Here is a 22977-nt window from a genome sequence, read left to right as displayed (position 1 = left end):
CCAACTCCTGCTTCCTACGAGCCGCACCAAGACAACGAGGTCACCGTGAGAAACACCCGCCGCACCCTCCTCACCGCCATAGCCGCCGTCGGCGCGCTCACCTCTGTCGCCGCCTGCGGCGGCGGTTCCGACTCCTCCGCGTCCGGTTCCGGGAAGGCCGGCGGGACGTACAACTTCTGGGACCCGTACCCGCAGTTCGACGCCTCCTCGGCGTGGGGCAAGCTCGTCACCAAGTGCGGCACCGGTGCCGGGGTCAAGGTCAAGCGCACCAGCATGGACACCACGGACCTGGGCAACAAGGCACTGCTCGCCGCCCAGCAGGGCAACGCCCCCGACGTGATGCTGGTGGACAACCCGGTCGTCTCCACGCTCGTGGAGGCGGGGATCCTCAACAAGACCAGCGACCTCGGCCTCGACACGTCGTCGATCCAGAAGAACATCCTCGGCGCGGGCGTCATCGACAAGGCCTCCTACGGTGTGCCGATCGGCGCCAACACCCTCGCGCTCTACTACAACAAGAAGATCCTGACCGCGGCCCACGTCGACCCCGCGTCCGTCAAGGACTGGGCCTCGCTCACGGCGGCGCTGCAGAAGGTCAAGTCCGCGGGCAAGAAGGGCATCACGTTCTCCGCGATCAACACGGAGGAGGGCAGCTTCCAGTTCCTGCCGTGGTTCTGGGGCGCCGGCGGCGACCTCACCAAGCTCGACTCGGACAAGGGCGTGGCCGCGCTGTCGCTGTGGAAGCAGTGGGTCGACGGCGGATACGCGCCGAAGGACGTGCTCCAGAACACCCAGACCACCAGCTGGCAGGAGTTCGCCACCGGCGACTACGCGTTCAGCGAGAACGGCACCTGGCAGCTCGGCAACGCCGACAAGGCCGGTTTCCCGTACGGCGTCATCAGCATCCCCGGGCAGAACGGCGGCTCCGCGCCGGTGCCGACCGGCGGCGAGTTCGTCACCGTCCCCGTGCAGAAGGACTCCTCCCGCTACGACGTCAGCAAGAAGATCGTCACCTGTCTGACGAACTCGACGAACCTGCTGACGACCGACACGACCCTGACGTACGTGGCGCCCACCGCCCAGGTGCAGGCCCAACAGGTGAAGCAGAACCCAGAGTTGAAGCCGTGGGTCGGCGCGGTGGCCGCGGCGCGCGGTCGCACCAGCGGCGGTCTGGGCACCAAGTACCCGACGGTCTCCCAGCCGATGTGGACCGCCGTGCAGAACGCCCTGTCCGGCGGCAAGAGCCCGCAGGCGGCCCTAGACGCCGCTCAGACGGCCGCGAGCAAGGGCTGACACCGGCCTCCGCACCTCTCCGGAAACCGCATAGCCACCGCGCCCGCCCGGACACCGCCGCCGGCCCGGACACGCCACCCGCATCCAGGAGTACCCATGACCATCGCCCGCGTCGACCGCCGCTCGCAGCGGTCCCCGGCCAGGTCCGGGGCGACCGGCACCGGACAACGGACGGACCCGTCGAACCTGCGGCGCCGACAGCGCCGTAGGAGCCGGCTCACCGCGCTGGCCTTCATCGCGCCACTGATCATCTACCTCGCCGCCTTCTACCTCTATCCGCTCTACCGCAACCTCGACCTGAGCCTGCGCGACTACACCGTCCGGTCGTTCGTGCAGGGGGACGCGCCCTTCTCCGGCCTCGCCAACTTCACGACCGTCCTGGACGACCCCACGTTCGGCCCCGCGATGCGCCACACCCTGCTCTTCACCTTCGCGTCGATCGCGTTCCAGTACGTGGCCGGGCTCGCCCTCGCGGTCTTCTTCAACCGGCACTTCCGGCTGGCCGGGACCCTGCGCGCCCTGTTCCTGATCCCCTGGCTGCTGCCGCTGATCGTGTCGGCGTCGACCTGGTCGTGGATGTTCAACAGCGAGTCCGGTGTCATCAACTACGCCCTGCACTTCGTGGGCGTGTCCCCGGTGGACTGGCTCAACTCACCTGACTGGGCGCTGACTTCGGTCGTCATCGCGAACATCTGGATCGGCATCCCGTTCAACCTCGTCATCCTCTACAGCGGGCTGCAGAACATCCCCGGGGAGCTGTACGAGGCCGCGTCCCTGGACGGGGCCGGGGCCTGGCAGCAGTTCCGACGCATCACTTTCCCGCTGTTGCGCCCGGTGTCGGCGATCACCCTGCTCCTCGGGCTGGTCTACACGCTCAAGGTGTTCGACCTGATCTGGATCATGACCAAGGGCGGTCCGGGCGACGCGTCGTCCACCCTCGCGACCTGGTCGTACCAGCTCGGCTTCGGCACGCTGCTGCCGAAGTTCGGCCCCGGCGCGGCCGTCGGCAACATCCTCATCCTCATCGCGCTCGTCTTCGGCCTGCTCTACATCCGCGTCCAGAGGAGGCAGGAAGCATGAAGTCCCGTACGGGAAAGCGCCGTTACACCGTCATCGGCGTCCTGCTGACCGCCCTGATGCTGTTCCCGGTGTACTGGATGATCAACGTGTCCCTCACCCCGCAGCAGGACATGCGCAAGACCCCGCCCGATCTGCTGCCGCTCCACCCCACCTTCGAGGGCTACCGGGCCGTCCTGAACGACCAGTTGCCCTACCTCGGCACCAGCCTGCTCATCGGCCTGGGCACGGTCGCCCTCACCCTGGTCCTCGCCGCCCCGGCCGGTTTCGCCCTGGCCAAACTCCGCCCACTGGGCGGCGGAACCCTCGGACTCGCCCTGCTGGTCGCCCAGATGATCCCCGGCATCGTCATGGCGATGGGCTTCTACGGCATCTTCCTCGACCTCGGCCTGCTCAACTCCTGGTGGGGGCTGATCGTCGCGGACTCCACCATCGCCGTGCCGTTCGGCGTGATGATCTTCACGGCCTTCATGTCGGGCATCCCCGGCGAGCTCATCTCCGCGGCCCGCATCGACGGCGCCGGCACCTGGCGCACCTTTCGGTCCGTCGTGCTGCCGGTCAGCCGCAACGCGGTGGTCACCGTGTCGCTCTTCAGCTTCCTCTGGGCCTGGTCCGACTTCGTCTTCGCCAACACCCTTGACGGCGGCGGCACTTGGCGGCCGATCACCCTCGGCATCTACAAGTACATCGGCAACAACAACCAGGAGTGGAACGCGATCATGGCCACCGCCGTCGTCGCGTCGATCCCGGCGGCCGCCCTCCTGGTCCTCGCCCAGCACTACGTGGCCGCGGGCGTGACCGCCGGCACGGTCAAGGACTGATCCACGGTGCCCGCCGCCCCGGACCCACCGGTCGGGCGGGGCCGCGGACCGCCGATGCCTCCCCGAGCCGCCTCCGCACCGCATCGCAACTCCCCGCACCGCACCTGGCAAGTCCCCCTCCCTCACTCAGGAGAGCCGCTGATGTCATACCTGAGCCACCGTCACCGCTCCAGAGCGCCCCTCGCCCGCGTCGGCGCCATCGTGTCGGCCACCGCCCTGGCCGCCACAGCCGTCGCCTTGACCGGCGCACCCGCCCAGGCCACCCCCACGTCGGCCACCACTTTGGTCGTCAACGCCGCGCAGAACCTGCGCTCCGTCACGCACGTTGGCACGGGCAGCCTCTACGGCCTCGCCACTGCGAGCACCCCCAGCGACAGCCTCGTACAGGCCCTGAAACCCAACACGTTCGTCCAGATGGCGCCCGGCGGCAGCCAACTCCCCAACGGAGAGCCCGCGCCCGCGGGTGACGCCTTGGTCGTCGCCCCGAAGGCCGCGGCAGCGGGAGCCAAGGTCGTCGTACGCATGCCGGACTGGTACCCGAACTTCCCCTACCAGTGGGTCAGTTGGAGCAACTGGCTCTCGGCGGTGGACCAGCAGGTCGCCGCGGTGAAGTCCTCGGGAGCCACCAACATCGGCGCGTACGAACTCTGGAACGAGCCGGACTGGACCTGGGACACCACCAACGCGGGTGCTTTCGACGCCGGTTGGGTCCGTACGTTCAAGGAGGTCCGCGCCAAGGACGCCACCACCCCGATCCAGGGCCCGAGTCACTCGGCGTGGAACCAGTCCTGGATGACCACTTTCCTCACCGACGCCAAGGCCAGCGGTACGGTCCCCGACGTCATCGCCTGGCACGAGCTCCAGGGCAGCTCGGGCATCGCCGCCCATGTCGCGGCCTACCGCTCGCTGGAGAGCAGCCTCGGCATCAGCCCGCGTCCGATCGCCATCGAGGAGTACGGCACGCCCACCGAAATGGGCAACTCCGGTGCACTCATCGGCTATGCCGCCAAGTTCGAGCGCGCGGGCGTCCGCGACGCCGAACTGGCCTTCTGGAACCACTACGGCACTCTCGGCGACACCCTGACCGACACCGGCGGCTCGCCCAACGGCTCTTACTGGACGTACAAGTGGTACGGCGGCATGTCCGGGAACATGCTCACCACCACACCGCCCGCCCAGACCGGCATCGACGGTCTGGCCTCCCTCAACGGCGCGGGCAACCAGATCAGCGTCATCGCCGGCGGCTGCACCGGCTCCTGCGCCGTCACGGTCAACGGGCTCTCGTCGCTGTCGGCGTACGGCAGCACCGTCCACGTCAAGCTGGAATACAGCCCCGACACGGGCCGCACCACCGCCTCCCCGGGCCCGATCACCATCTCCGACACGGACTACTCCGTCTCGAACGGCTCCATCACGGTGCCGGTCACGATGAACGCCGCCGACGGCTACCACCTGACGATCACTCCCAGCGGCACCTCGACGTCCCTGGCCGGCCGCTACCAGATCACCAACAAGAACAGTGGCCTCGCCCTGGACACCCTCAACGCGGCCACCACGCAGGGCACTTCGGTCGTCCAGGCCACGTCGACCACCGGCACCGACCAGAACTGGACCCTCGTGGCCGCGGGCCAGGGCCTCTACAAGATCGTCAACCAGAAGAGCGGGCTGCTGCTCGGCATCACCAACGCGGGCACCGCCAACGGCGGCACAGCCCTGATCTGGGGCGACAACGGCACCGCCGACCACCTCTGGCAGGTCATCCCGGCCCGCGACGGCTATGCCAAGATCGCCAACTACAACAGCGGTCTCCTGCTCGGCGTCGACCAGATGAGCACCGCCTCCGGCGCCCAGGTCCTGCAGTGGTCCGACAACGGCACCGCCGACCACCTGTGGAAGCTCACCTCTCGCTGAGGCAACCGCCAGGGGTCCCGCGCTGGTCGTCGACGGCGAGCGCGGGAAGGTCCTCACCAACCGGCACATCGCCGAACGGCCGTGACCCCGGCCAGGCAAAAAGAACCTGGTCAGAGCCAACGGTAGGCATCGCGGCGGTTCGTTCGATGGCGGCCGTGACCACGAGGTAGGCGTGCGCGAGTATCGCCAGGGTGGTCCAGCGGTGCCAGGAGGTCCAGCGGCGACCAGCCGCCCTGACCAGGGTGGTCAACGGAACCGGAGCGGCCGAGTAACAACGGTGGAAGGCAAGTTGGCCCGTGCGCCGATTGCGCCGCACCAACAGCGACCTGTTGCCAGCGCCCTCCTTCGGGTCGTTGATCTCGGCCTGGGCCCACTCGTAATAGCGGCGGCCTTTGGCACCGTCTCCGGCCGAGAGCCGCTGCCAGGCCTTCTTCGGCAGGCAGCAAGCCAGCACGCCCGCATCGAGGACACCCGCGCGCGGGGATCGGCCGTTTGCACGAGACGGCCAGGATGTAGCCACCTCACGCCTCTCCGGTTCGGCACTCAGGTGGGGATCTCCGCTGCCCGGCACCGGTCGAGGTCCTGTGTCCAAGAACGCGGGACGTACAGCGCCGCACCCCGACGCTCGCTGTGCCCTTCTTCAGGTCGCCGGTCTCATCGACCACCAGGACGGCGTTCTCGTTGCCGAGGTGCTCGACCACGAAGTCGCGTATGTCATCACGGACTTCGTCGGCGTCCCAGGACGCACGGCTGAGCAGGTGCTGCACGCCGGCTGGAGTGGTGTCACCGGCATGCTCGGCGATCGTCCAGCAGTTCTTCCGCGGCAACTCCGCGAGCAGGCCCGGCACGAACGCCCGAGCCCGGCGCCGCGGCTCCACCCGAGCGAGCCGCCCCGCGATCCGCGCCATCAGGTCCTCGAACACCGGCTGCCACCGGGCAGGGTCTACGCTGTGGCTCACGGCCGCCGGCTGATCTTCGTTTGTCCACACAACCAACGATGATCAATGGTGGCCCGTGTCCTTCTGCCTGCTGCCACGCCTCCACGAAACGACCGAACAGGGTACAGAGAAGCCACGACGACACTGGAGAGCATGACCATATGGCTGACACGATTCTGACGGAAAGCGAAGCGTCGCTGGCAGTTGAAGACCTCGGCTGGCGGTACCTCCTCGACTGCCTCACCACCGCTGTCACGGTCGACTCTCTCTTCGACGCGTGCGAAGTCATCCGCGCTGCGGTCGACATCGCCGGCCCACACGCGAACGACCATCTGCGCCTGCGCGCGACCGCCGACCGAGTGGAACTCACGCTGGAGACACGTGGCACATTTCGGGTGACGACGCAGGACGTCGATCTGGCCCGCTCTATCACGAAGGCAGTTCGCACGGCCGGTTACCAGACGGTCGCGCACCCTGCTCATCATCCGGTTCAGTCGCTTGCAATCGCGATCGATGCGATGGACATCCCCGCAGTGCGCCCGTTCTGGAAGGCGGTACTCGGGTATGACGACGTCACCGCGCCCGCCGACCTGGTGGACCCGTCCTATGGCGGTCCGTCTCTCTGGTTCCAGCAGATGGACGAACCGCGCACGCAGCGCAACACAATTCACCTTGATCTGACTGTTCCGCACGACGATGCCGTGGCCCGAGTCGAAGCCGCCCTCGCGGCCGGCGGTCGACTCGTCAGCGACGACCGTGCGCGAGCATTCTGGGTCTTGGCAGACTCCGAGGGCAATGAAGTCTGCGTGTGCACATGGCAGGACCGTGACTGACGCGTCGTAGGCGACAGAACGCGGGGCCAGCGGCGTGTGCGCAAGCCATAGAGGGTCATCGATCTACGCCATCCAGCAGTACAGGCCCTCTGGCTAGCGGCCGATGGCGCGGGCCAGGCCGGCCAGACCGCTAAGGATCCACACGGCAATCCCCTCGTCGAGGACCTCGCCGTCCGCCGACCACTCCGCGACCCACAGTCGGCTGACCTCGACAAGCCGTTGCTCTTCTGCACCGGTCAGGGCGTCCTGGCGAGCCCGGGAGGCCGCGAGGACCACAGGGCCTTCAATCGCCAGGACCGCCGAGCCATGTGCGCGAGAACGTATCGGCAAGGAATGATCCGATGGGCAGCACCTCGTAGCTGTGGTCCGTTTTCAGAGGCACGACCTGCCGCGCTGCCGCTGTTCCTGGACATCCATCTTCATCGGTCGAAGTTTCATGTCGGTCTTCCGGACTTCGGCGTCCTCGACCGCCGACGCCGCCTGCGGCAGCGACGACAGCGCGCCCGAACTGGTCCGCGACAAGAAGGACGGCGGCTGGCGGCTCCGGGAGACCCTCGCCGCCAAGGCCGACGACTTCGGCCGGCCCCCCGCCTTCAACGGCAATGTGAACGAGGCCAGGTGGGAGTCCTTCACCCTCACCCTGCGCGACCCGCTGCTCCTGCACCGCGTCGAGGAGCTGTCCGGCAACGTCACCGGCACGAGTGCGCTGATGGCGTTCAAGGACTCCAACTGGCTGATGTCCGTCGTCGTACCGCCAGGCCGCTGAGCCGGGCATCGCAAGCTTGACGTCCTCAAGGATCGTGGCGCCGGCGCCGATCGGGCGGGACAGCCGGGTCCATGACGTTCTTCAGCACGGCAGGCATGGTGCCCTCGTACTCGGGCGTGACGAGCGTGAGCGCGTCCGACGGTCGGGGGTCCTGATCGGCTACGGCGGCTGGGCCCGCCCTGAGAGGTTCCTGGACACCTGTTCCCAGGTGTGGCGTACCGAGGAGGGCACGGCCTTCCTCGGCCTTCCGGGCCTGCGCATGATCGAGGGGACGATACTCGACACGTCAGGGAGGAAAGTGCCATGACGACGGAGTACACGGACCGGCCCGCCTCGCACACAGCGAGCGGACACGCGCAGTCGTCACAGGGGCCCTCGCGCCTCTTCCGCCTCGACGGCCGACGGGCAGTGGTGATCGGCGCGGGCAGCGGCATCGGTGCCGCCGGCGCCCGGGCCCTTGCCGCACATGGCGCCGCGGTGGTCTGCGCCGACCTCGACCTCGCCGCGGCCACCAGCACCGCCACCGCGATCGGCGGCGAGCCCTGTCGACTGGATCTCCTCGACCGCGAGGCCGTGCGGGCGGCTCCCGACGCGCTGGGTGAGATCGACGTGCTCGTCTTCACCCCGGCGACGAACGTCCGCAGGCGGCTGGTCGACTACTCCGACGCCGAGTTCGACCGCATCGTCGATCTCAACCTGCGGGCGCCGTTCGACCTCCTGCGCGCTTTCGGAAGGCCCATGGCCGCTCGCGGCCGCGGTTCGATCATCGGCGTTTCCTCGGTCCGGGCCGTCACCGTCGAGCCCGCCCAGGGGATCTACTCCGCGACGAAGGCCGGCCTCGGCGCCCTGCTCCGTACGGCCGCTGCGGAACTGGGTCCGCTGGGTGTGCGGGTGAACGTGCTCGCCCCCGGGGTCGTCGAGTCGCCGATGACGACCTGGGCCCAGTCCGATTCCGTGCGGTACGACGCCTACGCGGCGAAGACCGTGCTGGGCCGCTGGGCCCAGCCCGAGGAGATGGCGGGCGCCTTGGTGTTCCTGGCCTCCGACGCGGCGAGCTACGTGACCGGGAGCGTGCTCACCGTCGACGGCGGGTGGACGGCCGTCGACGGCCGCTACGAACCGCCGGAGTGAGCGCCGGGCCCCTTGGCGGGCAGCCCGGGCCGTCACATGCCGGAGAACGTCACATGGCGGAGAACATGGCCTTCGCCATCGCCTGTCCGTCACCGATCGTGTCGATGACGACCAGCGGGTTCGCGTAGTCCCGCCAGTGGACGATCCGACGGTCGCGGATCGTCACGATCGAGACGTAGTGCTGGTGGTAGGGCCTGCCCGTCGTGACCCCGGTGCCGTGGCTCGCGTACTCCAGGATCACCACGCCGGCTGTGGCCGTCGTGTAGACCTTGGCGTCGCTCATGCGGTCGAGGCTGATGATGCGCCCGTAGCCGCGGAACGAGTCGATGATCGCCCGACGTCCCCGAAGCTCGGGTGGTGTGCCCGGAGGCGCGTAGACGAACTCCATGACGACGTCGTCCGCGAACAGGTCGAAGTAGCGGTCCCCGTCGGCGAGCCCTGCGAGTGAGTCCTCGACGAGCTTGATGAAGGGGGCCAGGGCTTTGAATTCTGCGTAGTCGACCATCGTCTCTCCTGGGTGGTTCCGGTTCCCGGACTCAGACCTGGTTGTTCCACATGCGGAACACACTGCACTTGGTGTGCTCGTCGAAGGTCACCGTCCAGAGGTTGGCGAAGGTACCGAGCTCCTTGTAGACGCCTGTGCCGCCGATGGCGACCGTGTCTCCGTTGATCATGAAGAGGGTCCAGTCGAAGTCCCACCCGCCCTGCTGCCAGGCCTCCCGGCTCAGCCAGCCCTTCACGATCTCCTCGCGGCCGATCCAGTGCGTTTCGTACGGCCACTCGTCGTATTCGGCATCAGCGGCGAAGAGGAACGCGATGTCTTCCGGCGCGTTGCTGCGCCAGGCGCGCAGGTAGGCGGCCACCCATTCCTCCACTTGCTGCTTCGTGGGCACGGTCGGCTCCTCTTTCGGTCTCGCTCGATGTCGTTCGATGTCGTCGGTGCGCGGTCGCGGGCCCGCGACCGGAGTTCAGGACACAGCCGTCGAAGCCGTTCCGTCGCGCCGAACCGTGATGGTCCGGGGCGCGGTGAACTCGATCAGGCCCTCGGGTCCGCTCTCGGAACCGAGGCCGGACTGTTTGTGGCCCGCGAAGGTGACGTACGGGGTGAGGTGCTGGACCTCGTTGATCCAGACCGTGCCCGCCTCCAGGCGTCGCCCGACGGCCAGGGCCGCTTCGGGGTCGGCCGACCAGACGGACGCGCCGAGTCCGTACTCGCCCGCGTTGGCCCGGGTGACGGCGTCCTCGATGCCGTCGAACCGGAGGAGCGGCAGGACCGGACCGAACTGCTCCTCCTGGACGATGCGCGACTCCTCCGGGGGGTTGTCCACGAGCGTCAGCGGCACGAAGTAGCCGGGCCTGCCCTGGCCCTCGCCCTGCGGGAGGCCGCCGATGGCGAAGGCGTGGCCCTGTGCCCGCGAGTCGTCGAGGAGGCTGAGGATCCGGTCGTACTGCGGACGGTTCTGGACCGGGCCGAGGCACACGCCCGCCTCGGTGCCGGGGCCCATCCGTACAGTGCCGGCGTAGGCGGCCAGGGCCTGCTTCAGCGGTTCGTAGACGTCTCGGTGGATGTAGAGGCGTTTGATCGCCAGACAGACCTGGCCGCTGTTGGCGAAGGCCCCCCAGAACAGCTTCTCGGCGACGGCCGGGACGTCGATGTCCGGAAGGACGATGGCGGGGTCGTTGCCGCCCAGTTCCAGGGTGACGCGGGTCAGGGTGGGCGCCGCGCCGGCCATGACCTGGCGGCCGGTCCGGGTGGAGCCGGTGTAGCTGATCATGTCGATGCCGGGGTGTCCGGTCATCCGCGGCCCGAGCCCGGCGTCGCCCGACACGACGTTCAGCACGCCGGGCGGGAGCACGTCGCGCAGGATCTCGCCGACCTTCAGCGTGGTCAGCGGGGTGAACGGCGACGGCTTCCACACCACGGTGTTGCCCGCGAGCAGGGCCGGAGCGAGCTTGAACCCGGCGTTGCCCAGCGGGTAGTTCCACGGCACGATCGCCCCGACGACACCCAGCGGGACACGGTGGGTGACGGAGAGGCGCTCCGCGCTGTCCTCGTTGACCGTCTCCGGCAGCGACAGCGAAACCGTCCCGCGCAGCCAGTACCCGAAACCGAGGATCTCACCGGCAGCGTCGTCCAGGCTCTTTCCCTGCTCCCGGGTGAGGAGCCGCTTGAGCGGTTCGAGCTGTGCCTCGACGGCGTCGGCGACCGCCAGGACGAGCTTGCGGCGATCCTCGAACGGAGTGGCCGACCAGCCGGGAAGCGCCGCCCGGGCTGCGGCCACGGCTTGGTCCAACTGCTCGGGGGAGCAGACGGGCGCCCGCCCCGCGACCGTCTCGTCGGCCGGATCGAGCACGTCGTATTCGCTCGCTCCCGCTATCGCGTCGCCCGCGATCGTCATGGTGAAGCCAGTGGTCATGGAAGTCTCCTGGAGTGAGGATCGATACTGTCGGAGGTACCGGTGGCCTTGGGGACGACGGATCCGCCTGGTGTCGGATCGGCCTGTCGGATCGGCCCTGGTGTCAGGTCCCCCTGACGTCCGCGGTCGCGGGGAAGGCACACCCCCGACTATCGGTCTCCCGCCACCGACCAGGAAGGCCGGGTCTGCCTAGGAGTGCCACACCCAGGAACGACTGCTCGGGTCCCTCCGGAGACAGCCGCTACGGTCCGAGAGCCACTGCGGTCATCAGGACACCGCTCCTCGCTTCTGGGCGCGCCCGGGCGGCCCGGGAGGCGCGGCGTACGATGCGAGGATGAGCGACCACGAGCTGGGCGAGTTCCTCCGCGCACACCGTGCTCGGTTGAGTCCCGCAGACGTGGGCATGGCCACGTCCGGCACGCGCCGCGTCGCCGGACTGCGGCGCGAGGAGGTCGCTGTCCTGGCCGGGGTCAGCGCCGACTACTACGCGCGTCTGGAACAGGGGCGGGAGACCAACCCCTCCGCTCAGGTCGTCGACGCCATCACGAAGGCCCTGCGGCTGGGAACCGACGCACGCTGGCACGCCTACCGGCTCGCCGGCCTGCTGCCGAAATCGACGCCCGCCGCTCCGCACGACCCCGTGCACCCGGCCCTGCTCCAGTTGATGGACGCCTTCCCCACCGCCGTGGCCTACGTCATCAACCACCGGCTGGAAATCCTCGCCTGCAACACGCTGGCCGATGCCCTGCTCTCGCCACTGGCCGACCCACGCCGCATGGTCCGCTCCCTCTTCCGCGACCCGGCGGCCCGCAAGCTGTTCGCCGACTGGCAGACCGTCGCCCGCGACTCCGTCGAGGCACTGCGTCTGGCCGCCGGGCAGGAACGCCGCGATCCCGAGATCGCCGCGCTGGTGCGGGAACTACTGGCCGACAGCCCCGAGTTCGCCGCCATGTGGCAGGACCTCAGCGTCAGCGGCCTGGGCCGCAAGACCAAGGTCTTCAACCACCCGGACGTCGGCCTGATCGCCCTCACCTACCAGGCGTTCGACGTACAGGCCGCCTCCGGCCAGTACCTCCTGGTCGGCACCGCGGAGGCAGGAAGCACCGACGCGGACTCCCTCGCGCTCCTGGGGTCCCTCCACGCGGCCGACCGACGACGTCCGTGATCAGGGCTCACCGTCGGTTCCACGCTCGCGCAGTGTCGTATCAGGCGAGGGCTTTGCCGAAGTACATCAGTTCCCACAGTGCGTCGTCGGTGTGGCTGTCGACAAGCCGCTCACCCTGGTAGTGCTCGATCCGCAGCTCGCCGGCGAACCGTTGGTAGGTGCCGTCGAACCCGGCGAATTTCGCGGCGGCCTTCTTCGGGCCCTTGAGCTCGTCGATGAATTTCACTCCCATGAGGTCGGAGTGCCGCGTGAAGGTCACGACGTGGCGCTCGTCACCGTCGGTGTAGGTGTAGCGGGTGACGTTGGCGACGGGCTTGCCGGTGTCGGTGTCGGTGTACCGGCCGAGTTCCTCGAAGGTGACCTTGGCGGCGTCGTCGGCGATGATCTTGCCGTCGCGGGCCAGCATGAACACCGGGAAGGTGGTGTAGCCGTACTTCTTCTCCGCGGTGATGTAGGACGCGATCACCGAGTACGGGCCCGCGGCGCCGCGCGCCCAGTACCAGTGGTGCATGAGCTTGAGCATCAGCTCGTTGCCCCAGTTGTGGTCGTGGTAGCCGACGCCGGACGTCGTGGTGGTCTTGCTGCCGACGCTGTAGGTGACCTCGACCTTGCCCTGCGGGACCGACGGCAACCAGGCGAAATGGTGCTCGTCGTGCTCCCCGTACAGCCAGTACCCGGTTTCCGGGCGCCAGGACGGAACCTGCCCGGTCAGCCTGACGTCGACCGCGAGGTCCCCGCTTCGGGCGCGGATCTTGTAGTCGTGCAGATTGCCGGTGAAGACGTTGTCGCCGATGCGCACGTCGCAGGACTCGGTCGAGGCGCTGTAGGCGGCCGGGGCCAACTCGGCGAGTTCGGCGAGCGCGGTGCCGTCCGGCAGGGTCAGGTCGATCTGGACCCGCGGACTCAGCGGCTTGCCCAGGTCGGTGAACTCCTTGGTGAAGAAGACCACGACGAGCTTGGCGCCGTCGTCCAGGTGCGCGTCGAAGTACCACCACTCGTAGGTGCCCGGCGCCCCGTCGGTCCGCGCGCCGTCCTCGAACGGCTTGATCGCGTGGGGTTCGATGCCGAGCCGGGCGTAGTCCTCGGGCGTGTCGCCCAGGCGGGCGGGCAGGGCCGCGGTGCTGGTGCGAAACATGGGCATACCTCTTTGTCGGCGGAGACGGCGGAGACGGCCGAACCGATTATTTTCCAGTCGTCTATTTAATGCTAGGATCAGTATGCGCCGCTTGTCCGGTTCGAGCAACAACAGGAGGCTTCAGATGGCCCAGGCTCCAGCCGCGCGAGGCCGGGGGCGCCCGCGCGCCGGGGAGGGGCTCGACCTGGCCCACCTGCTGCGCGAGGCGCTGGACGCCTTCGCCGAGTCCGGTTACGACGGCACCTCCGTGCGCGAACTGGCCCGACGACTGGGAGTGAGCCATGCCCTGCTCACGGCGCGCTTCGGCTCCAAAGAAGGGCTCTGGTTCGCCGCGATGGAACACGCGCTCACCCTGATCGAGCCGGCATGGCGCGACAGTGCCCAGTCACCGGAACTCGACGACCTCGACGCACTGCGCGGCGCCATCATCGAGCAAGTGCTGTTCTCAGCGGCGTACCCGCAGGTACTGCGGATCATGAACCATGAAGGGGCGATCGACAGCCCGCGCGTGCGCTTCGTCATCGAACGGTTCGCCAACCCTCTGCGTCCCGGTGTCGAAGCCCTGCTCTCCCGCCTCGCCGAGGCCGGACGCATCCGCCACGTCCCCTACGCCACACTGCACTACCTCGTGGTCGCGGGCGGCGGCGCCCTCTACGCGAACCCCGTCGAAGCAGCACTGCTCGGCGCGCCCGCGCACCCCGACACCGACACCGTCCGCGCCCACGCCGAAACCGTCGCGGACATGCTCATCGCGGGCATCACCGCGACACCGGCCCCGGCCCGGTAGGCGCGTTTCGTTGACAGCCACGACCAGTACGGCCGCTCCCTAGGGAGTGGTACGACTGTCCGTATCGACGGCTTTGGTCCCGTTGGCCACCAACGCTCGAACCAGTCGGCGATTCGCTTCCTGCGCGGTCATTCCCCAGTTCCACTCGGCCTTGTGGAGCCGCAGGGAGACGACACCGTGCCACACCGACCACAACAGGAGCGCGGGGGCGAAGGGCGCGGCGGGGTCGACGAGCCGCGCGAGTTCGACGATGCGCGCCTGGAGTCGGGGGCCGTGCGCGGCTCTGGTCTCCGGCAGTGCGTCATCGCTCTCGAACAGGAGCTGGTACGCGCCCGGGTGGGCGGCGCCCCAGGCGATGTAGGCGTCGCCGGCGACGACCAGCTGGTCGTCGGCCTCGTCCGAGGAGCCGAGGGCCGACTCGACCGCTTCGACCAGCGAGGCGTATTCGGCATCGAGCACCGCCGAGCGCAGGTCCGCCTCGGAGGGGAAGTGCCAGTACACAGCCGAGGGGGCCACCCCGCAGGCGCGGGCGATCGAGCGCAGCGACGGAACGGCCACCGCTTGGGGCTCCGCCAGCATGGCGATCGCGGCCACGAGTTCGGAGCGCAGGTCGCGGCTGTCTGCCTTGGTCACTGATTCATTGAACAGGTGGTGGCGACATGCTCAGGCTGATGACGGTGATCAGGAAGCGCCCGGAGGTTTCCACGGAGGACTTCCGCCGGTTCATGGAACTGGAGTACGGACCGACCTATGTGGCACTTCCCCAGGTCAAGGAGTACGTGCAGTACTACCTGACGGACCTCGCGACGGACACGGAGGAGGAGCCGATCGACGCGATCGTGCGGATCGGCTTCGAGTCGGAGGAGGAGATGCGGGACACGTCCGCCGGTATTCACTCGGCCGTCCTGGACCGAAGGGTGCAGATGGTCTAGGGAGTGTTGCGGCTGTGCTGGTCACAGCCACTCGCTGACGGCCGCGACGAGCACAGCGGTTTCGTGGTGCCCTTTACGGTCAGTCTTGTTGCACTTGGTTGCCGACCGCCCTGAAGTCGACAGGGGCACGAGCCCGGTCGACGGTGCGGCGCCCGTCTACCCGCACCTACCGCATGTCCGACGGCGGTCACATGGCCACGGGCAACCTCCATCCACCGTTCTACGGCGCCCTGTTGCGTGTACTGCGTCTCACCGGCCAGCCCCCGTTCCGCGACCCGAACGGACACCCTGGCGTGGCCCGCCATGAGCGCACACGTGGAGGGAGTGTTCGCGTCCCGGCCCCGCTCCGTGCTACCTCGTCACTCCGGCCGCACCGCCCCCGCGATCAGCGCGCTCACCCGCGAGATCCTGCACGAGATCGGGCTGGACGAAGTGCTCGTCCACTCACTCGCTTCCGGGTGACAGCGGCGGACGCCCCGCAGCCCGGACCGACAAGCCGCTACGAATCCGGCGAGCCGTCCAGGGCCGAGGCGAGGGAGCCCAGCCCGCCGATCAACTGCTCCGCCGCGACCGGCGCCACCAGATGACGGCCGACCAGAAGCCCGGGCATGAGCGTCATCAGCACGGTCGCGATCTGCTCCGGGTCCGCCTGCGGCGGAGTGATTCCTTCGTCGTGCCAGCGGCGAGCCAGTTCCGCGAGACTGTCGCGCACGGCCAGATAGAACGCCCGGGTGCGAGCTTCGAGTTCGGAGCTGCGCAGTGCCTCGCCCCATGCCTGGATGGCGATGCGGGTCAGGTCGTACGACTGTCCCTCGCCGCGATCGCGGGCCTCTGCCGTCATCGCCGTCAGCACCTCGGACGGTGAAGGGGTGGGCCGCCGCTCCATGAGCCGCTCGAACAAGTCCCGGACCAGGACGAGGGCCTCGTCCGCGGCGGCATCGATGAGGTCGTCCTTGCTCCGGAAGTAGCGGTAGACGGCGCTGGAGGACATGCCGGTCGCGGCGATGACGTGGTCCATCGACGTCGCGTGGAATCCGTTGCGGGAGAAGCCCCACCCTAAACGCAAACGCTTGTGTCCGTTACTCAGCGGCGGTGGACGCCGGTCGGGCATCCAGCGGCCGTGCGACGCGGAGCAGTGCCAGGCGGCCGACGTCCTGACGCTCCCACAGCCGGTGAACTCTCGGCACTGGGTTCATCGATCAGAGCCGTGATCCGGGGGTCATGGCGCTCGTGGCCGCGGGCGAGCCGCAGCAGGGAACGGACCGTGTGGCGCGAGTCGGCCGCCGGCTGGTCGGCTGCCTCCTGCAGTCCCTCCGGGCCGACCGCACCGAGCCCTGCCGCCGCCCTCACAAGTCGGACTGCACCAGACGTACCAGTCCCCGGCCCGCCACGAGCCTCATGCTTTCATCAAGTCTGGCGTCCGACGGAGGGTCAGACAACCGAAAAGTGCCTCTGAACAGCAAAAATGTGTCCGCGTCGAGGGTCCGCCCACATCTCCGGAAGTTGGCCGGGCAAGCGGGGCCGGACCTGGAAGACCTTCGGGCACCACCCGCTGACGGCCTTCGTCGACCATGGAGGGGGCGGCAGCGGGGAGCCGGTCGCGGGCCTGCCGCGACCGGGCACCGCGGGCAGCAACACCGCCGCCGACCACATCACCACCGCCCAACTCGCCATGGTCCAGCCGCCGAAGACGTACCGGCGCGGACTCCGGACGCTGACCCGCCGCGATTCCGGGCACGGCACCCACGAGTTCACAGCCTGGCTCACCAAGCGCGGCCGGTGGCTGTCGTACTCGGTCGGCATGCCCAGGGCAGGTTCCGCGCCAGTTCAGGGTGGCTTCGCCGGTGAGACAGGACCGAACGCCCAGTGAGGCGTCGTCTCGTTCCGGCCAGATCCGCCGTGAGATGGGAAAACAGGGGCACGGCAGCAGGCAGTGGCTGGCGATAATGTGCACCGTCCCTCGTACGGTCCAAAGGCGCAGGAGGCTGCGGAATGCACCACTCGCCCAACCAGGGCCAGGATGTGCTGAAGTTCCGGACGACGGATGTGGACGAGGCTCGGCAGGTCCTCCAAGAGCGCTTCTACGCCAACTTCATCGACGTGCCCGACGGCAGCGCCGAGTTCATGGCCCGGTACGACATCGCCGCACTAGGTCCGCTCACACTCGGACGACTCTCTTTCGGCGAGGAGGTACGCATACGGTTCGGGGAACTCGGCTCCTACCACGTGGACATCCCTCTGGGCGGCCACCTGGCCTGGCGTCAGGGAAGGCACACCAATGCGGTGGCGACCACCGCGAACGCCGCCGTCTTCCAGCCGCACGGCGACACGGCCCTGGACCGCGTGAGTACCGACTGCTCCATGCTGGCAGTGAAGATCGACCCCAAGGCCCTCAACGATCAGCTCGAACGCCTTCTCGGCCGACCGCTGCGCACCCCCGTCGTCCTCACGCCCGAACTCGACGTCGCGCACGGCGCGGGCCTGAGCTGGGTACGGATGATCCGCGGGGTGTTCGACGAGATGCGGGCCGGCGGGCTGCTCACCCGGCCGACGGTCGCCCGCCCGCTCCAGGAGGCCCTGCTGACCGGGCTCCTCCTCGCCACCGGGCACCGCTACCGCGACGAGCTCGACCAGCCAAAACCCGCCCTGCGCCCGGGCCCCGTCAAGCGTGCTGTCGAGGCCATGCACAGCATGCCGCAACACCCGTTCACGGTAGGAGAGTTGGCCGTGCTCGCCGGGGTGAGCGTGCGGCGACTCCAAGAAGCCTTCCAGCAGTACGTCGGCATGACCCCGCTGGCCTACCTCACCGACGTCCGCCTCACCCGCGCCCACGACGAGCTGCGCCGCGGCACACCGGGCGAAGTGAACGTGAGCGAGGTCGCCCATCGTTGGAGCTTCGACCACCTGGGCCGCTTCGCGTCCCGCTACCGAGCGCGCTTCGGCGAGCTGCCCTCGCAGACACTGCGCTCCGGGTGACGCCGGCCCACGCCATCGCCCCGCGTTGTGCGGACAGCAGCCGCGCTCAGTGGATCGTGCGCGGCGGCCACCACGGGCTAGATTCCTGGAGTTCGCGCGTCCGCTCGTGAGGTCCGCCGCGCGGACATCGGCCGGCCCATCTCCACCCTTCGGGCCGGTCACCGCCCGTCGGCGCCCCCCGACAGCCGCGGGCGGGTCGGCAGCGCACCTGCGGCCTGAACTCCGCCTCGGTGTGCTGCTCGACACCGCTCAAGGTCCGGGCCGGGGTCGGCGCCGGCCCGGACCTTGAGCGTATCGAAGGCACACCCATGAGGCAGAACCCCGGGACCGTCCGGTCCTCGGACGGTCCCGGGTCCGCAGTCGTTACAAAGAAGGAAGCGGTCGCGTCTCCCTGTTGTCTCATCCCGAGATCTGCGTTGTCTCATCCCGAGATCTGCGGTTGAAGTTGTCTTGCCGGGTCGGGACGAAGCGCTCCGCCTCCTCACCACGCTGCCCATCAGCCCACCATTCGGCGGTGATCCACCGGGGGCCGTGGAGGACGGGAGGACGGGTGCGGGCCTGTGACGGCGTCACGGCGGCCGCGTCCCGGCCGTCATCAACGGTTCCGGGTCGAACGGAGCGGTCGGGTCGTACCGCAGCCGGCGGGCGTGGTCCGCCACGGCGGCCAGGGTGTCGGCGAGCGCGTCACGATGCGCCCCCCAACGGCGAATCGGGAACAGCAGGGTCAACAATGATCGGCAGTTCCTCCAGAGTGGTCCGGGCCAGGACGTTGACGTTCATGTGGAAGCCGTCGCAACCCGTGCAGGCGTCGAGGATGGCCGCGTGTTCAAATGACCGTGTCACGGCCCTGGGAGCGGGCGCTCTTCGGGCAGGCGGCCACCGTTCAACGGCCCGGAGCGGTCCTCGGTCGACCTGGAGTCCAGGCACCGAAAACCCTGTCGGGACGTCCTGACAGACCGCCTGCCCGATGCCGCGGTGGGCGGCGGTCGCGTTGCCCCAGCCGACGTAGAGGGCGAGGTGCAGGACCGCCTCTTTGAGCTGATTGGCCGTCAGTTCCTGGTTGGTGAGGGCGCCTTGGACCTGGATCTGCATCAGGTCGTCGCGGCCGCGGGCGGCGGTGGCGCCGATCACCAGCAGTCGGCGGTCGCGCACGGACCGGTCCGGACGGTTCCAGATGTCGCCGAAAAGGTGCTCGACGGTTTCGCTGGTGTACGGGTCCAGCTGCTCCGGCATGCTCGCGCTGAATCCCGGGCCGTAGACCGTGTCCATCATCGCCAGGCCACGCTGAAGCGGGTCCGCGTCGGCGGCGGACAGGACCGGTTCCTGGTCCAGTCCGAGGGTGCGCTCGGCCTCCGCGCGGGTGACGTCGACCAAGGGGGTGCCGACGCCGAGCGTGGCGGCCAGATCGCGGGCGGCGTCCAGGTCCTTGGTCATGAGCGGCTCGATCTGCCGGGCGGCCGGCTCTGGCAAGGTGCCGTCGGCGCCGCGCATGCGCAGCAGTTGGAGCAGGGTCCGACCCTCGGGATCGGCGGTGTCGATCACCTCGGCCAGCCGAGCCGACTCGACCCCCGCGGCGGCGGCCAGCGCGGCGGCCTCGGTGACGGTGCGCCAGGTTCCGTAGGTGACGACGTTGCGGGCGATCTTGGTTGCCATTCCGGCGCCCAGCGGGCCGCAGTGGACGACCTTCTTGGCCCAGTCGTCCAGCACGGGCCGGGCGTGGTCGACCACGGACTGCTCGCCGCCGACGATGGCGACCATGCCGTGCTCGGCGGCTTTGTCGCCCGGGGTGACACCGCAGTCGAGGAAGCCGACGTCCTCCTTGGCGCACAGCTCGGCCAGCTCGTGGACGACGGGCAGCGCGACGGTGGACTGCAGCACGATCGTGAGGCCCGGGTGGGCGCCCGACAGCAGACCGCCGTCTCCGGCGATCACGGTACGGGCCTGGGCGGCGTTGACCATCGCGACCATCACCACGTCGGAGCCCTCGGCCACGGCGGCGGGTGAGGCGAGCGGGGCGGGTACGCCCTCCAGCTTGTCGGAGGCGTCCGGCCTGATGTCGTAGACCGCCGGGACGCGCCCGCTGCGGGCGAGACTGACGGCGACTCCCCCGCCGATCATGCCGAGGCCACGACTCCGGCCCTGAGTGCCTGGGTGTTCGTCATCACGCGGTCCTTCCGATGAGAGCGGTGCCGACGGCCTGGTCCCACTCGGCGGCTTCGGCGACCAGTGCGCGGTAAGTGCGGGTCGCGCGGGGCAGGTTGACGCACACGACACCGCACACCCGGCCGTCCTTGCCGTAGAGCGCGACGAGCTTGCGGTCCTCGACGGTGCGCTCGACGATCCGCACCTCGTCCGCGCCGCGCGTACGGCCGTAGATCTGGAACTTCAGGTCGTACTGGTCGGACCAGACGTACGGCACCGGTTCGAAGGGCACCGCCTCGCCGGGCGCGGCCAGGATGTTGCGGGCGACGGCCATGCCCTGTTCGCCCGCGAATACCCCGGTCACTGTCGGCTGATGTACGAGGTACGTCAGCCGTCCGTCCCTACGGCCCGCCTCCACCTGCACCCGTCCCGGCGTGTCTCTCTCCCTGGGCGAGGCGTTCGCCGGGTGCCGGGAGGCCGGCTATCCGCTGTCCATGCCCGATGAGCAGGCGGCGCAGACGCTGTGGGCGGGACTGCACGATCTGATCGCGCTACAGCACACCCTGCCCAGTGCCGCACAGGCGCAGGAACCCGTGGAGCCCCTGGCCGACGGCCTCGTCGACGCACTGATCCCGGCGGAGCCCGCGGGCGAACCGCAACCGCCGGCGGCCGACACCGAAGCGGCGCAGCGGATCCGGGCGATCCTCTCGGGCCAGGGTGATCCGGCATCGACGGAAGCCAGTTGAAGGACCTCGGCGGTCAGTCCTTCACGGATCCGGTGGCGAGTCCGCCCTGCCAGTAGCGCTGGAGCAGGAGGAACGCGGCGACCAGCGGGAGGATCGAGACCAGCGATCCGGTGATGACGATGGAGAAGAGGGCGTGGGCGCCGCCCAACCCACCTGCCTGGGCCTGCCATTGAGCGAGTCCGATGGTCACCGGGTACAGCTTCGGGTTGTTGAGCATGATGAGCGGCAGGAAGTAGTTGTTCCAGCTGGCCACGAGCTGGAAGAGCAGGACGGTGACGAATCCCGGCAGCAGCAGTCGGAAGCCCACCTGCCAGAAGGTGCGGAAGGGGCCGGCTCCGTCCACGCGCGCGGCGTCGATGAGGCTGTCGGGGACGGCGCTGTCGGCGTAGACCCTCATCAGGTAGAGGCCGAAGGGGCTGATCAGCATGGGGACGATGACCGCGAGCGGGGTGTTGACCAGGCCGATCTTGCTGAACAGCAGGTAGGTGGGGATGGTCAGGACGGTGCTGGGGACCATGATGGAGCCCAGCACGAGCCCGAAGAGCAGATTGCGGCCGGGAAAGCGGAACTTGGCGAAGGCGTATCCGCCCAGTGCCGCCAGGAAGGCTGAGCCGACGGCGCTGACCCCGGCGTAGAGCGCGGTGTTGAGCAGCCAGCGGCCGTAGATGCCGTCGTTGTAGGTGAATACGTCGTGGAGGTTGCCGAAGAGGTCGAAGCCGCCGCCGAACCAGAGCCCGAAGGTGGAGAACAGGGAGCCGTTGTTCTTGGTGGCGGAGACGACGAGCCAGAGCAGCGGCAGCAGGAAGTACACCAGGCAGGCCAGCATCAGCAGGGTGAGCAGATTGCTGGGGCGGCGGACGGAAGCGGTGTGGCTGGTCATGACCGGCGGATCCTCCGATGGGACGCTAGTTGCACGCTGTAGGAGACGACGACGATCACCGCGCCGAGCAGGAAGGAGACGGCCGAGGAGTAGTTCACTTCCTGGTTGGTGAAGACGAGCGTGTAGGCGTACATGTTCGGGGTGTACGAGGTGCTGATGGCCTGCGGCGCGATCGTGGACAGCAGTTGGGGCTCGTTGAAGAGCTGGAAGGTCCCGATCACCGAGAAGATCACGCAGAGCATGAGTGCCTGCCGGATGGCGGGGATCTTGATGTGCCAGGCGACGCGCAGCGCGCCGGCGCCGTCCACAGCGGCGGCCTCGTAGAGGGCCGGCGGAACCGACTGGAGGGCGGCGAACAGGATGATCATGTTGTAGCCGATGAACTCCCAGGTCACGATGTTGCCGAGGGAGGCGAGTATCCAGTGCGGGGTGAGGAACCCGGGGGCGTCCAGGCCCACGCCCCGGGCCAGTTGGGCGAACGGGCCGAAGTCCGGGCCGTACAGGTAGCCCCACATGAGGGCGGCGATGACGCTGGGGATCGCGTATGGGATGAAGATGCCGAGCCGGATGAGGCGCGCGAAGCGCAGTCGGCCGCTGTCCAGGGCGAGGGCGAAGAAGAGCGCGGCGCCGAGCATGACGGGGACCTGGAGCAGGAGGAAGCGCGCCATGCGCAGCACGCCGTCGCGGAAGAGCGGGTCGTCCAGTGCCTGGCGGTAGTTGTCCAGGCCGGCGAAGACGCTGCCGCCGACCAGTTGCTCGCGGAAGAGGCTCAGGTAGCCGGCGTAGCCGAGCGGGATCACGAGCAGGGCGACGAAAAGGATCATGAAGGGGGCGACGAAGGCGTAGGCGCCCAGTGCCTCGCGGGCGGAGCGTCGCCATGCGCGCCGGGTCGCGCGGACGGCGGTCGATGCGATCGGCGGCGGGACGGGGTGTGCGGCTGCCGGCGGAGTGGTCTGGCTCATGTCGTACCTTCCCTCCGCCCCCGCGGACGCCGGTCGTGGTGTCCGTGTGTGGTGCACCGTGCCGG

Annotated in this window: 25 protein-coding genes and 3 pseudogenes; 14 read left to right on the top strand and 14 right to left on the bottom strand. The window is 68.9% G+C overall.

The genetic code is table 11. The features are described 5' to 3' along the window. Positions 1-45: 45 nt before the first annotated feature. The 4 genes from ACGFY9_RS34275 to ACGFY9_RS34260 all read left to right on the top strand — a co-directional run bounded on the left by ACGFY9_RS34275 (position 46) and on the right by ACGFY9_RS34260 (position 5102). Positions 46-1293 carry an extracellular solute-binding protein gene (locus ACGFY9_RS34275; RefSeq protein ID WP_393760684.1) on the top strand — a complete coding sequence of 416 codons (1248 nt, stop codon included), beginning with the start codon at positions 46-48 and terminating at the stop codon, positions 1291-1293. A 96-nt stretch (positions 1294-1389) separates the two neighbouring features. Further along, a complete protein-coding gene (locus tag ACGFY9_RS34270; RefSeq protein WP_393760683.1) occupies positions 1390-2373 on the top strand; it encodes a carbohydrate ABC transporter permease in 984 nt (327 codons plus the stop codon). Next, positions 2370-3191 (top strand): carbohydrate ABC transporter permease, encoded by an 822-nt coding sequence (locus ACGFY9_RS34265; protein WP_393760681.1) that lies wholly within the window; start codon positions 2370-2372, stop codon positions 3189-3191. Before ACGFY9_RS34270 ends, ACGFY9_RS34265 begins: the two co-directional genes overlap by 4 nt. A 141-nt stretch (positions 3192-3332) precedes the next feature. Then, positions 3333-5102 (top strand): RICIN domain-containing protein, encoded by a 1770-nt coding sequence (locus tag ACGFY9_RS34260; RefSeq protein WP_393760679.1) that lies wholly within the window; start codon positions 3333-3335, stop codon positions 5100-5102. Between the two features lie 142 nt (positions 5103-5244). Here ACGFY9_RS34260 and ACGFY9_RS34255 read toward each other — a convergent pair. Then, positions 5245-6010, bottom strand: a pseudogene (locus tag ACGFY9_RS34255) (transposase); the annotation flags it as partial. Positions 6011-6201: 191 nt separating this feature from the next. Between ACGFY9_RS34255 and ACGFY9_RS34250 the strand changes: the two are divergent. After that, positions 6202-6873 (top strand): VOC family protein, encoded by a 672-nt coding sequence (locus tag ACGFY9_RS34250; RefSeq protein ID WP_393760677.1) that lies wholly within the window; start codon positions 6202-6204, stop codon positions 6871-6873. Positions 6874-6966: 93 nt separating this feature from the next. Here the strand turns inward: ACGFY9_RS34250 and ACGFY9_RS34245 are convergent, their stop codons facing one another. Beyond that, positions 6967-7203 (bottom strand): hypothetical protein, encoded by a 237-nt coding sequence (locus ACGFY9_RS34245; protein WP_393760675.1) that lies wholly within the window; start codon positions 7201-7203, stop codon positions 6967-6969. A gap of 106 nt (positions 7204-7309) precedes the next feature. Here ACGFY9_RS34245 and ACGFY9_RS34240 point away from each other — a divergent pair, with 106 nt between their 5' ends. Further along, positions 7310-7639 (top strand): oleate hydratase, encoded by a 330-nt coding sequence (locus ACGFY9_RS34240; protein WP_393760673.1) that lies wholly within the window; start codon positions 7310-7312, stop codon positions 7637-7639. Positions 7640-7664: 25 nt separating this feature from the next. Here the strand turns inward: ACGFY9_RS34240 and ACGFY9_RS34235 are convergent, their stop codons facing one another. Further along, positions 7665-7847, bottom strand: coding sequence for an NAD(P)H-dependent oxidoreductase (locus ACGFY9_RS34235; RefSeq protein ID WP_393760972.1), 183 nt, complete (start codon positions 7845-7847; stop codon positions 7665-7667). A 95-nt stretch (positions 7848-7942) separates the two neighbouring features. On the opposite strand from ACGFY9_RS34235, the gene ACGFY9_RS34230 reads away from it, so the two are divergent. Beyond that, positions 7943-8770 carry an SDR family NAD(P)-dependent oxidoreductase gene (locus ACGFY9_RS34230; protein ID WP_393760671.1) on the top strand — a complete coding sequence of 276 codons (828 nt, stop codon included), beginning with the start codon at positions 7943-7945 and terminating at the stop codon, positions 8768-8770. Positions 8771-8819: 49 nt separating this feature from the next. Here the strand turns inward: ACGFY9_RS34230 and ACGFY9_RS34225 are convergent, their stop codons facing one another. The 3 genes from ACGFY9_RS34225 to ACGFY9_RS34215 form a co-directional block, all read right to left on the bottom strand. Then, on the bottom strand, positions 8820-9275 hold the full coding sequence (locus ACGFY9_RS34225) for a nuclear transport factor 2 family protein (RefSeq protein ID WP_393760669.1): 456 nt from the start codon (positions 9273-9275) through the stop codon (positions 8820-8822). A 31-nt stretch (positions 9276-9306) separates the two neighbouring features. Next, a complete protein-coding gene (locus tag ACGFY9_RS34220) occupies positions 9307-9663 on the bottom strand; it encodes a nuclear transport factor 2 family protein (protein ID WP_393760667.1) in 357 nt (118 codons plus the stop codon). A 75-nt stretch (positions 9664-9738) separates the two neighbouring features. Then, positions 9739-11187 carry an aldehyde dehydrogenase family protein gene (locus ACGFY9_RS34215; RefSeq protein ID WP_393760666.1) on the bottom strand — a complete coding sequence of 483 codons (1449 nt, stop codon included), beginning with the start codon at positions 11185-11187 and terminating at the stop codon, positions 9739-9741. 334 nt (positions 11188-11521) lie between these two features. Here ACGFY9_RS34215 and ACGFY9_RS34210 point away from each other — a divergent pair, with 334 nt between their 5' ends. After that, on the top strand, positions 11522-12352 hold the full coding sequence (locus ACGFY9_RS34210; protein WP_393760664.1) for a helix-turn-helix transcriptional regulator: 831 nt from the start codon (positions 11522-11524) through the stop codon (positions 12350-12352). Positions 12353-12392: 40 nt separating this feature from the next. On the opposite strand, the gene ACGFY9_RS34205 is transcribed toward ACGFY9_RS34210, so the two are convergent. Beyond that, the gene (locus ACGFY9_RS34205; RefSeq protein ID WP_393760662.1) at positions 12393-13487 is read right to left on the bottom strand and encodes a lipocalin-like domain-containing protein; all 1095 of its coding nucleotides are present in this window, start codon (positions 13485-13487) and stop codon (positions 12393-12395) included. A gap of 124 nt (positions 13488-13611) precedes the next feature. On the opposite strand from ACGFY9_RS34205, the gene ACGFY9_RS34200 reads away from it, so the two are divergent. Then, entirely contained in the window at positions 13612-14274 is a 663-nt protein-coding gene (locus ACGFY9_RS34200; RefSeq protein ID WP_393760660.1) for a TetR/AcrR family transcriptional regulator, read from the top strand. A 39-nt stretch (positions 14275-14313) separates the two neighbouring features. On the opposite strand, the gene ACGFY9_RS34195 is transcribed toward ACGFY9_RS34200, so the two are convergent. After that, positions 14314-14907, bottom strand: a complete 594-nt coding sequence (locus ACGFY9_RS34195) for a TetR/AcrR family transcriptional regulator (protein WP_393760658.1) — start codon at positions 14905-14907, stop codon at positions 14314-14316. Positions 14908-14945: 38 nt separating this feature from the next. On the opposite strand from ACGFY9_RS34195, the gene ACGFY9_RS34190 reads away from it, so the two are divergent. Together ACGFY9_RS34190 and ACGFY9_RS34185 are read left to right on the top strand one after the other, a co-directional pair. Further along, on the top strand, positions 14946-15206 hold the full coding sequence (locus ACGFY9_RS34190) for a hypothetical protein (protein ID WP_393760656.1): 261 nt from the start codon (positions 14946-14948) through the stop codon (positions 15204-15206). A gap of 303 nt (positions 15207-15509) precedes the next feature. Continuing rightward, positions 15510-15668, top strand: coding sequence for a hypothetical protein (locus tag ACGFY9_RS34185; RefSeq protein WP_393760654.1), 159 nt, complete (start codon positions 15510-15512; stop codon positions 15666-15668). Between the two features lie 37 nt (positions 15669-15705). Here the strand turns inward: ACGFY9_RS34185 and ACGFY9_RS34180 are convergent, their stop codons facing one another. Next, positions 15706-16317, bottom strand: coding sequence for a TetR/AcrR family transcriptional regulator (locus tag ACGFY9_RS34180; protein WP_393760652.1), 612 nt, complete (start codon positions 16315-16317; stop codon positions 15706-15708). A 414-nt stretch (positions 16318-16731) separates the two neighbouring features. Between ACGFY9_RS34180 and ACGFY9_RS34175 the strand changes: the two are divergent. Both ACGFY9_RS34175 and ACGFY9_RS34170 read left to right on the top strand, forming a co-directional pair. Continuing rightward, positions 16732-17010, top strand: a pseudogene (locus ACGFY9_RS34175) (IS1380 family transposase); the annotation flags it as partial. Between the two features lie 188 nt (positions 17011-17198). Further along, positions 17199-18182 (top strand): AraC family transcriptional regulator, encoded by a 984-nt coding sequence (locus tag ACGFY9_RS34170; RefSeq protein ID WP_393760650.1) that lies wholly within the window; start codon positions 17199-17201, stop codon positions 18180-18182. A 522-nt stretch (positions 18183-18704) separates the two neighbouring features. On the opposite strand, the pseudogene ACGFY9_RS34165 reads toward ACGFY9_RS34170, so the two are convergent. The 3 genes and pseudogenes from ACGFY9_RS34165 to ACGFY9_RS34155 form a co-directional block, all read right to left on the bottom strand. Continuing rightward, positions 18705-18919: pseudogene (locus ACGFY9_RS34165) on the bottom strand (FUSC family protein); the annotation flags it as partial. Continuing rightward, positions 18867-20300, bottom strand: coding sequence for an NAD(P)-binding domain-containing protein (locus ACGFY9_RS34160; RefSeq protein WP_393760648.1), 1434 nt, complete (start codon positions 20298-20300; stop codon positions 18867-18869). The gene ACGFY9_RS34160 and the pseudogene ACGFY9_RS34165, both read right to left, overlap by 53 nt. A 43-nt stretch (positions 20301-20343) precedes the next feature. After that, on the bottom strand, positions 20344-20688 hold the full coding sequence (locus tag ACGFY9_RS34155; RefSeq protein WP_393760646.1) for an oxidoreductase C-terminal domain-containing protein: 345 nt from the start codon (positions 20686-20688) through the stop codon (positions 20344-20346). 70 nt (positions 20689-20758) lie between these two features. Between ACGFY9_RS34155 and ACGFY9_RS34150 the strand changes: the two genes are divergently transcribed. Beyond that, entirely contained in the window at positions 20759-21070 is a 312-nt protein-coding gene (locus ACGFY9_RS34150) for a hypothetical protein (RefSeq protein WP_393760644.1), read from the top strand. A gap of 13 nt (positions 21071-21083) precedes the next feature. On the opposite strand, the gene ACGFY9_RS34145 is transcribed toward ACGFY9_RS34150, so the two are convergent. Together ACGFY9_RS34145 and ACGFY9_RS34140 are read right to left on the bottom strand one after the other, a co-directional pair. Continuing rightward, positions 21084-21950, bottom strand: coding sequence for a carbohydrate ABC transporter permease (locus tag ACGFY9_RS34145; RefSeq protein ID WP_393760642.1), 867 nt, complete (start codon positions 21948-21950; stop codon positions 21084-21086). Further along, positions 21947-22912: a carbohydrate ABC transporter permease gene (locus ACGFY9_RS34140; RefSeq protein WP_393760640.1), complete on the bottom strand. Its 966-nt coding sequence runs from the start codon at positions 22910-22912 to the stop codon at positions 21947-21949. Before ACGFY9_RS34140 ends, ACGFY9_RS34145 begins: the two co-directional genes overlap by 4 nt. Positions 22913-22977: the final 65 nt, after the last annotated feature.

It is taken from the genome of Streptomyces sp. NPDC048504, assembly GCF_043200035.1.
Classification (GTDB): domain Bacteria; phylum Actinomycetota; class Actinomycetes; order Streptomycetales; family Streptomycetaceae; genus Streptomyces.
Note: the sequence above shows the minus strand (reverse complement) of the source record. Positions and strands in the feature narration are given on the sequence as shown.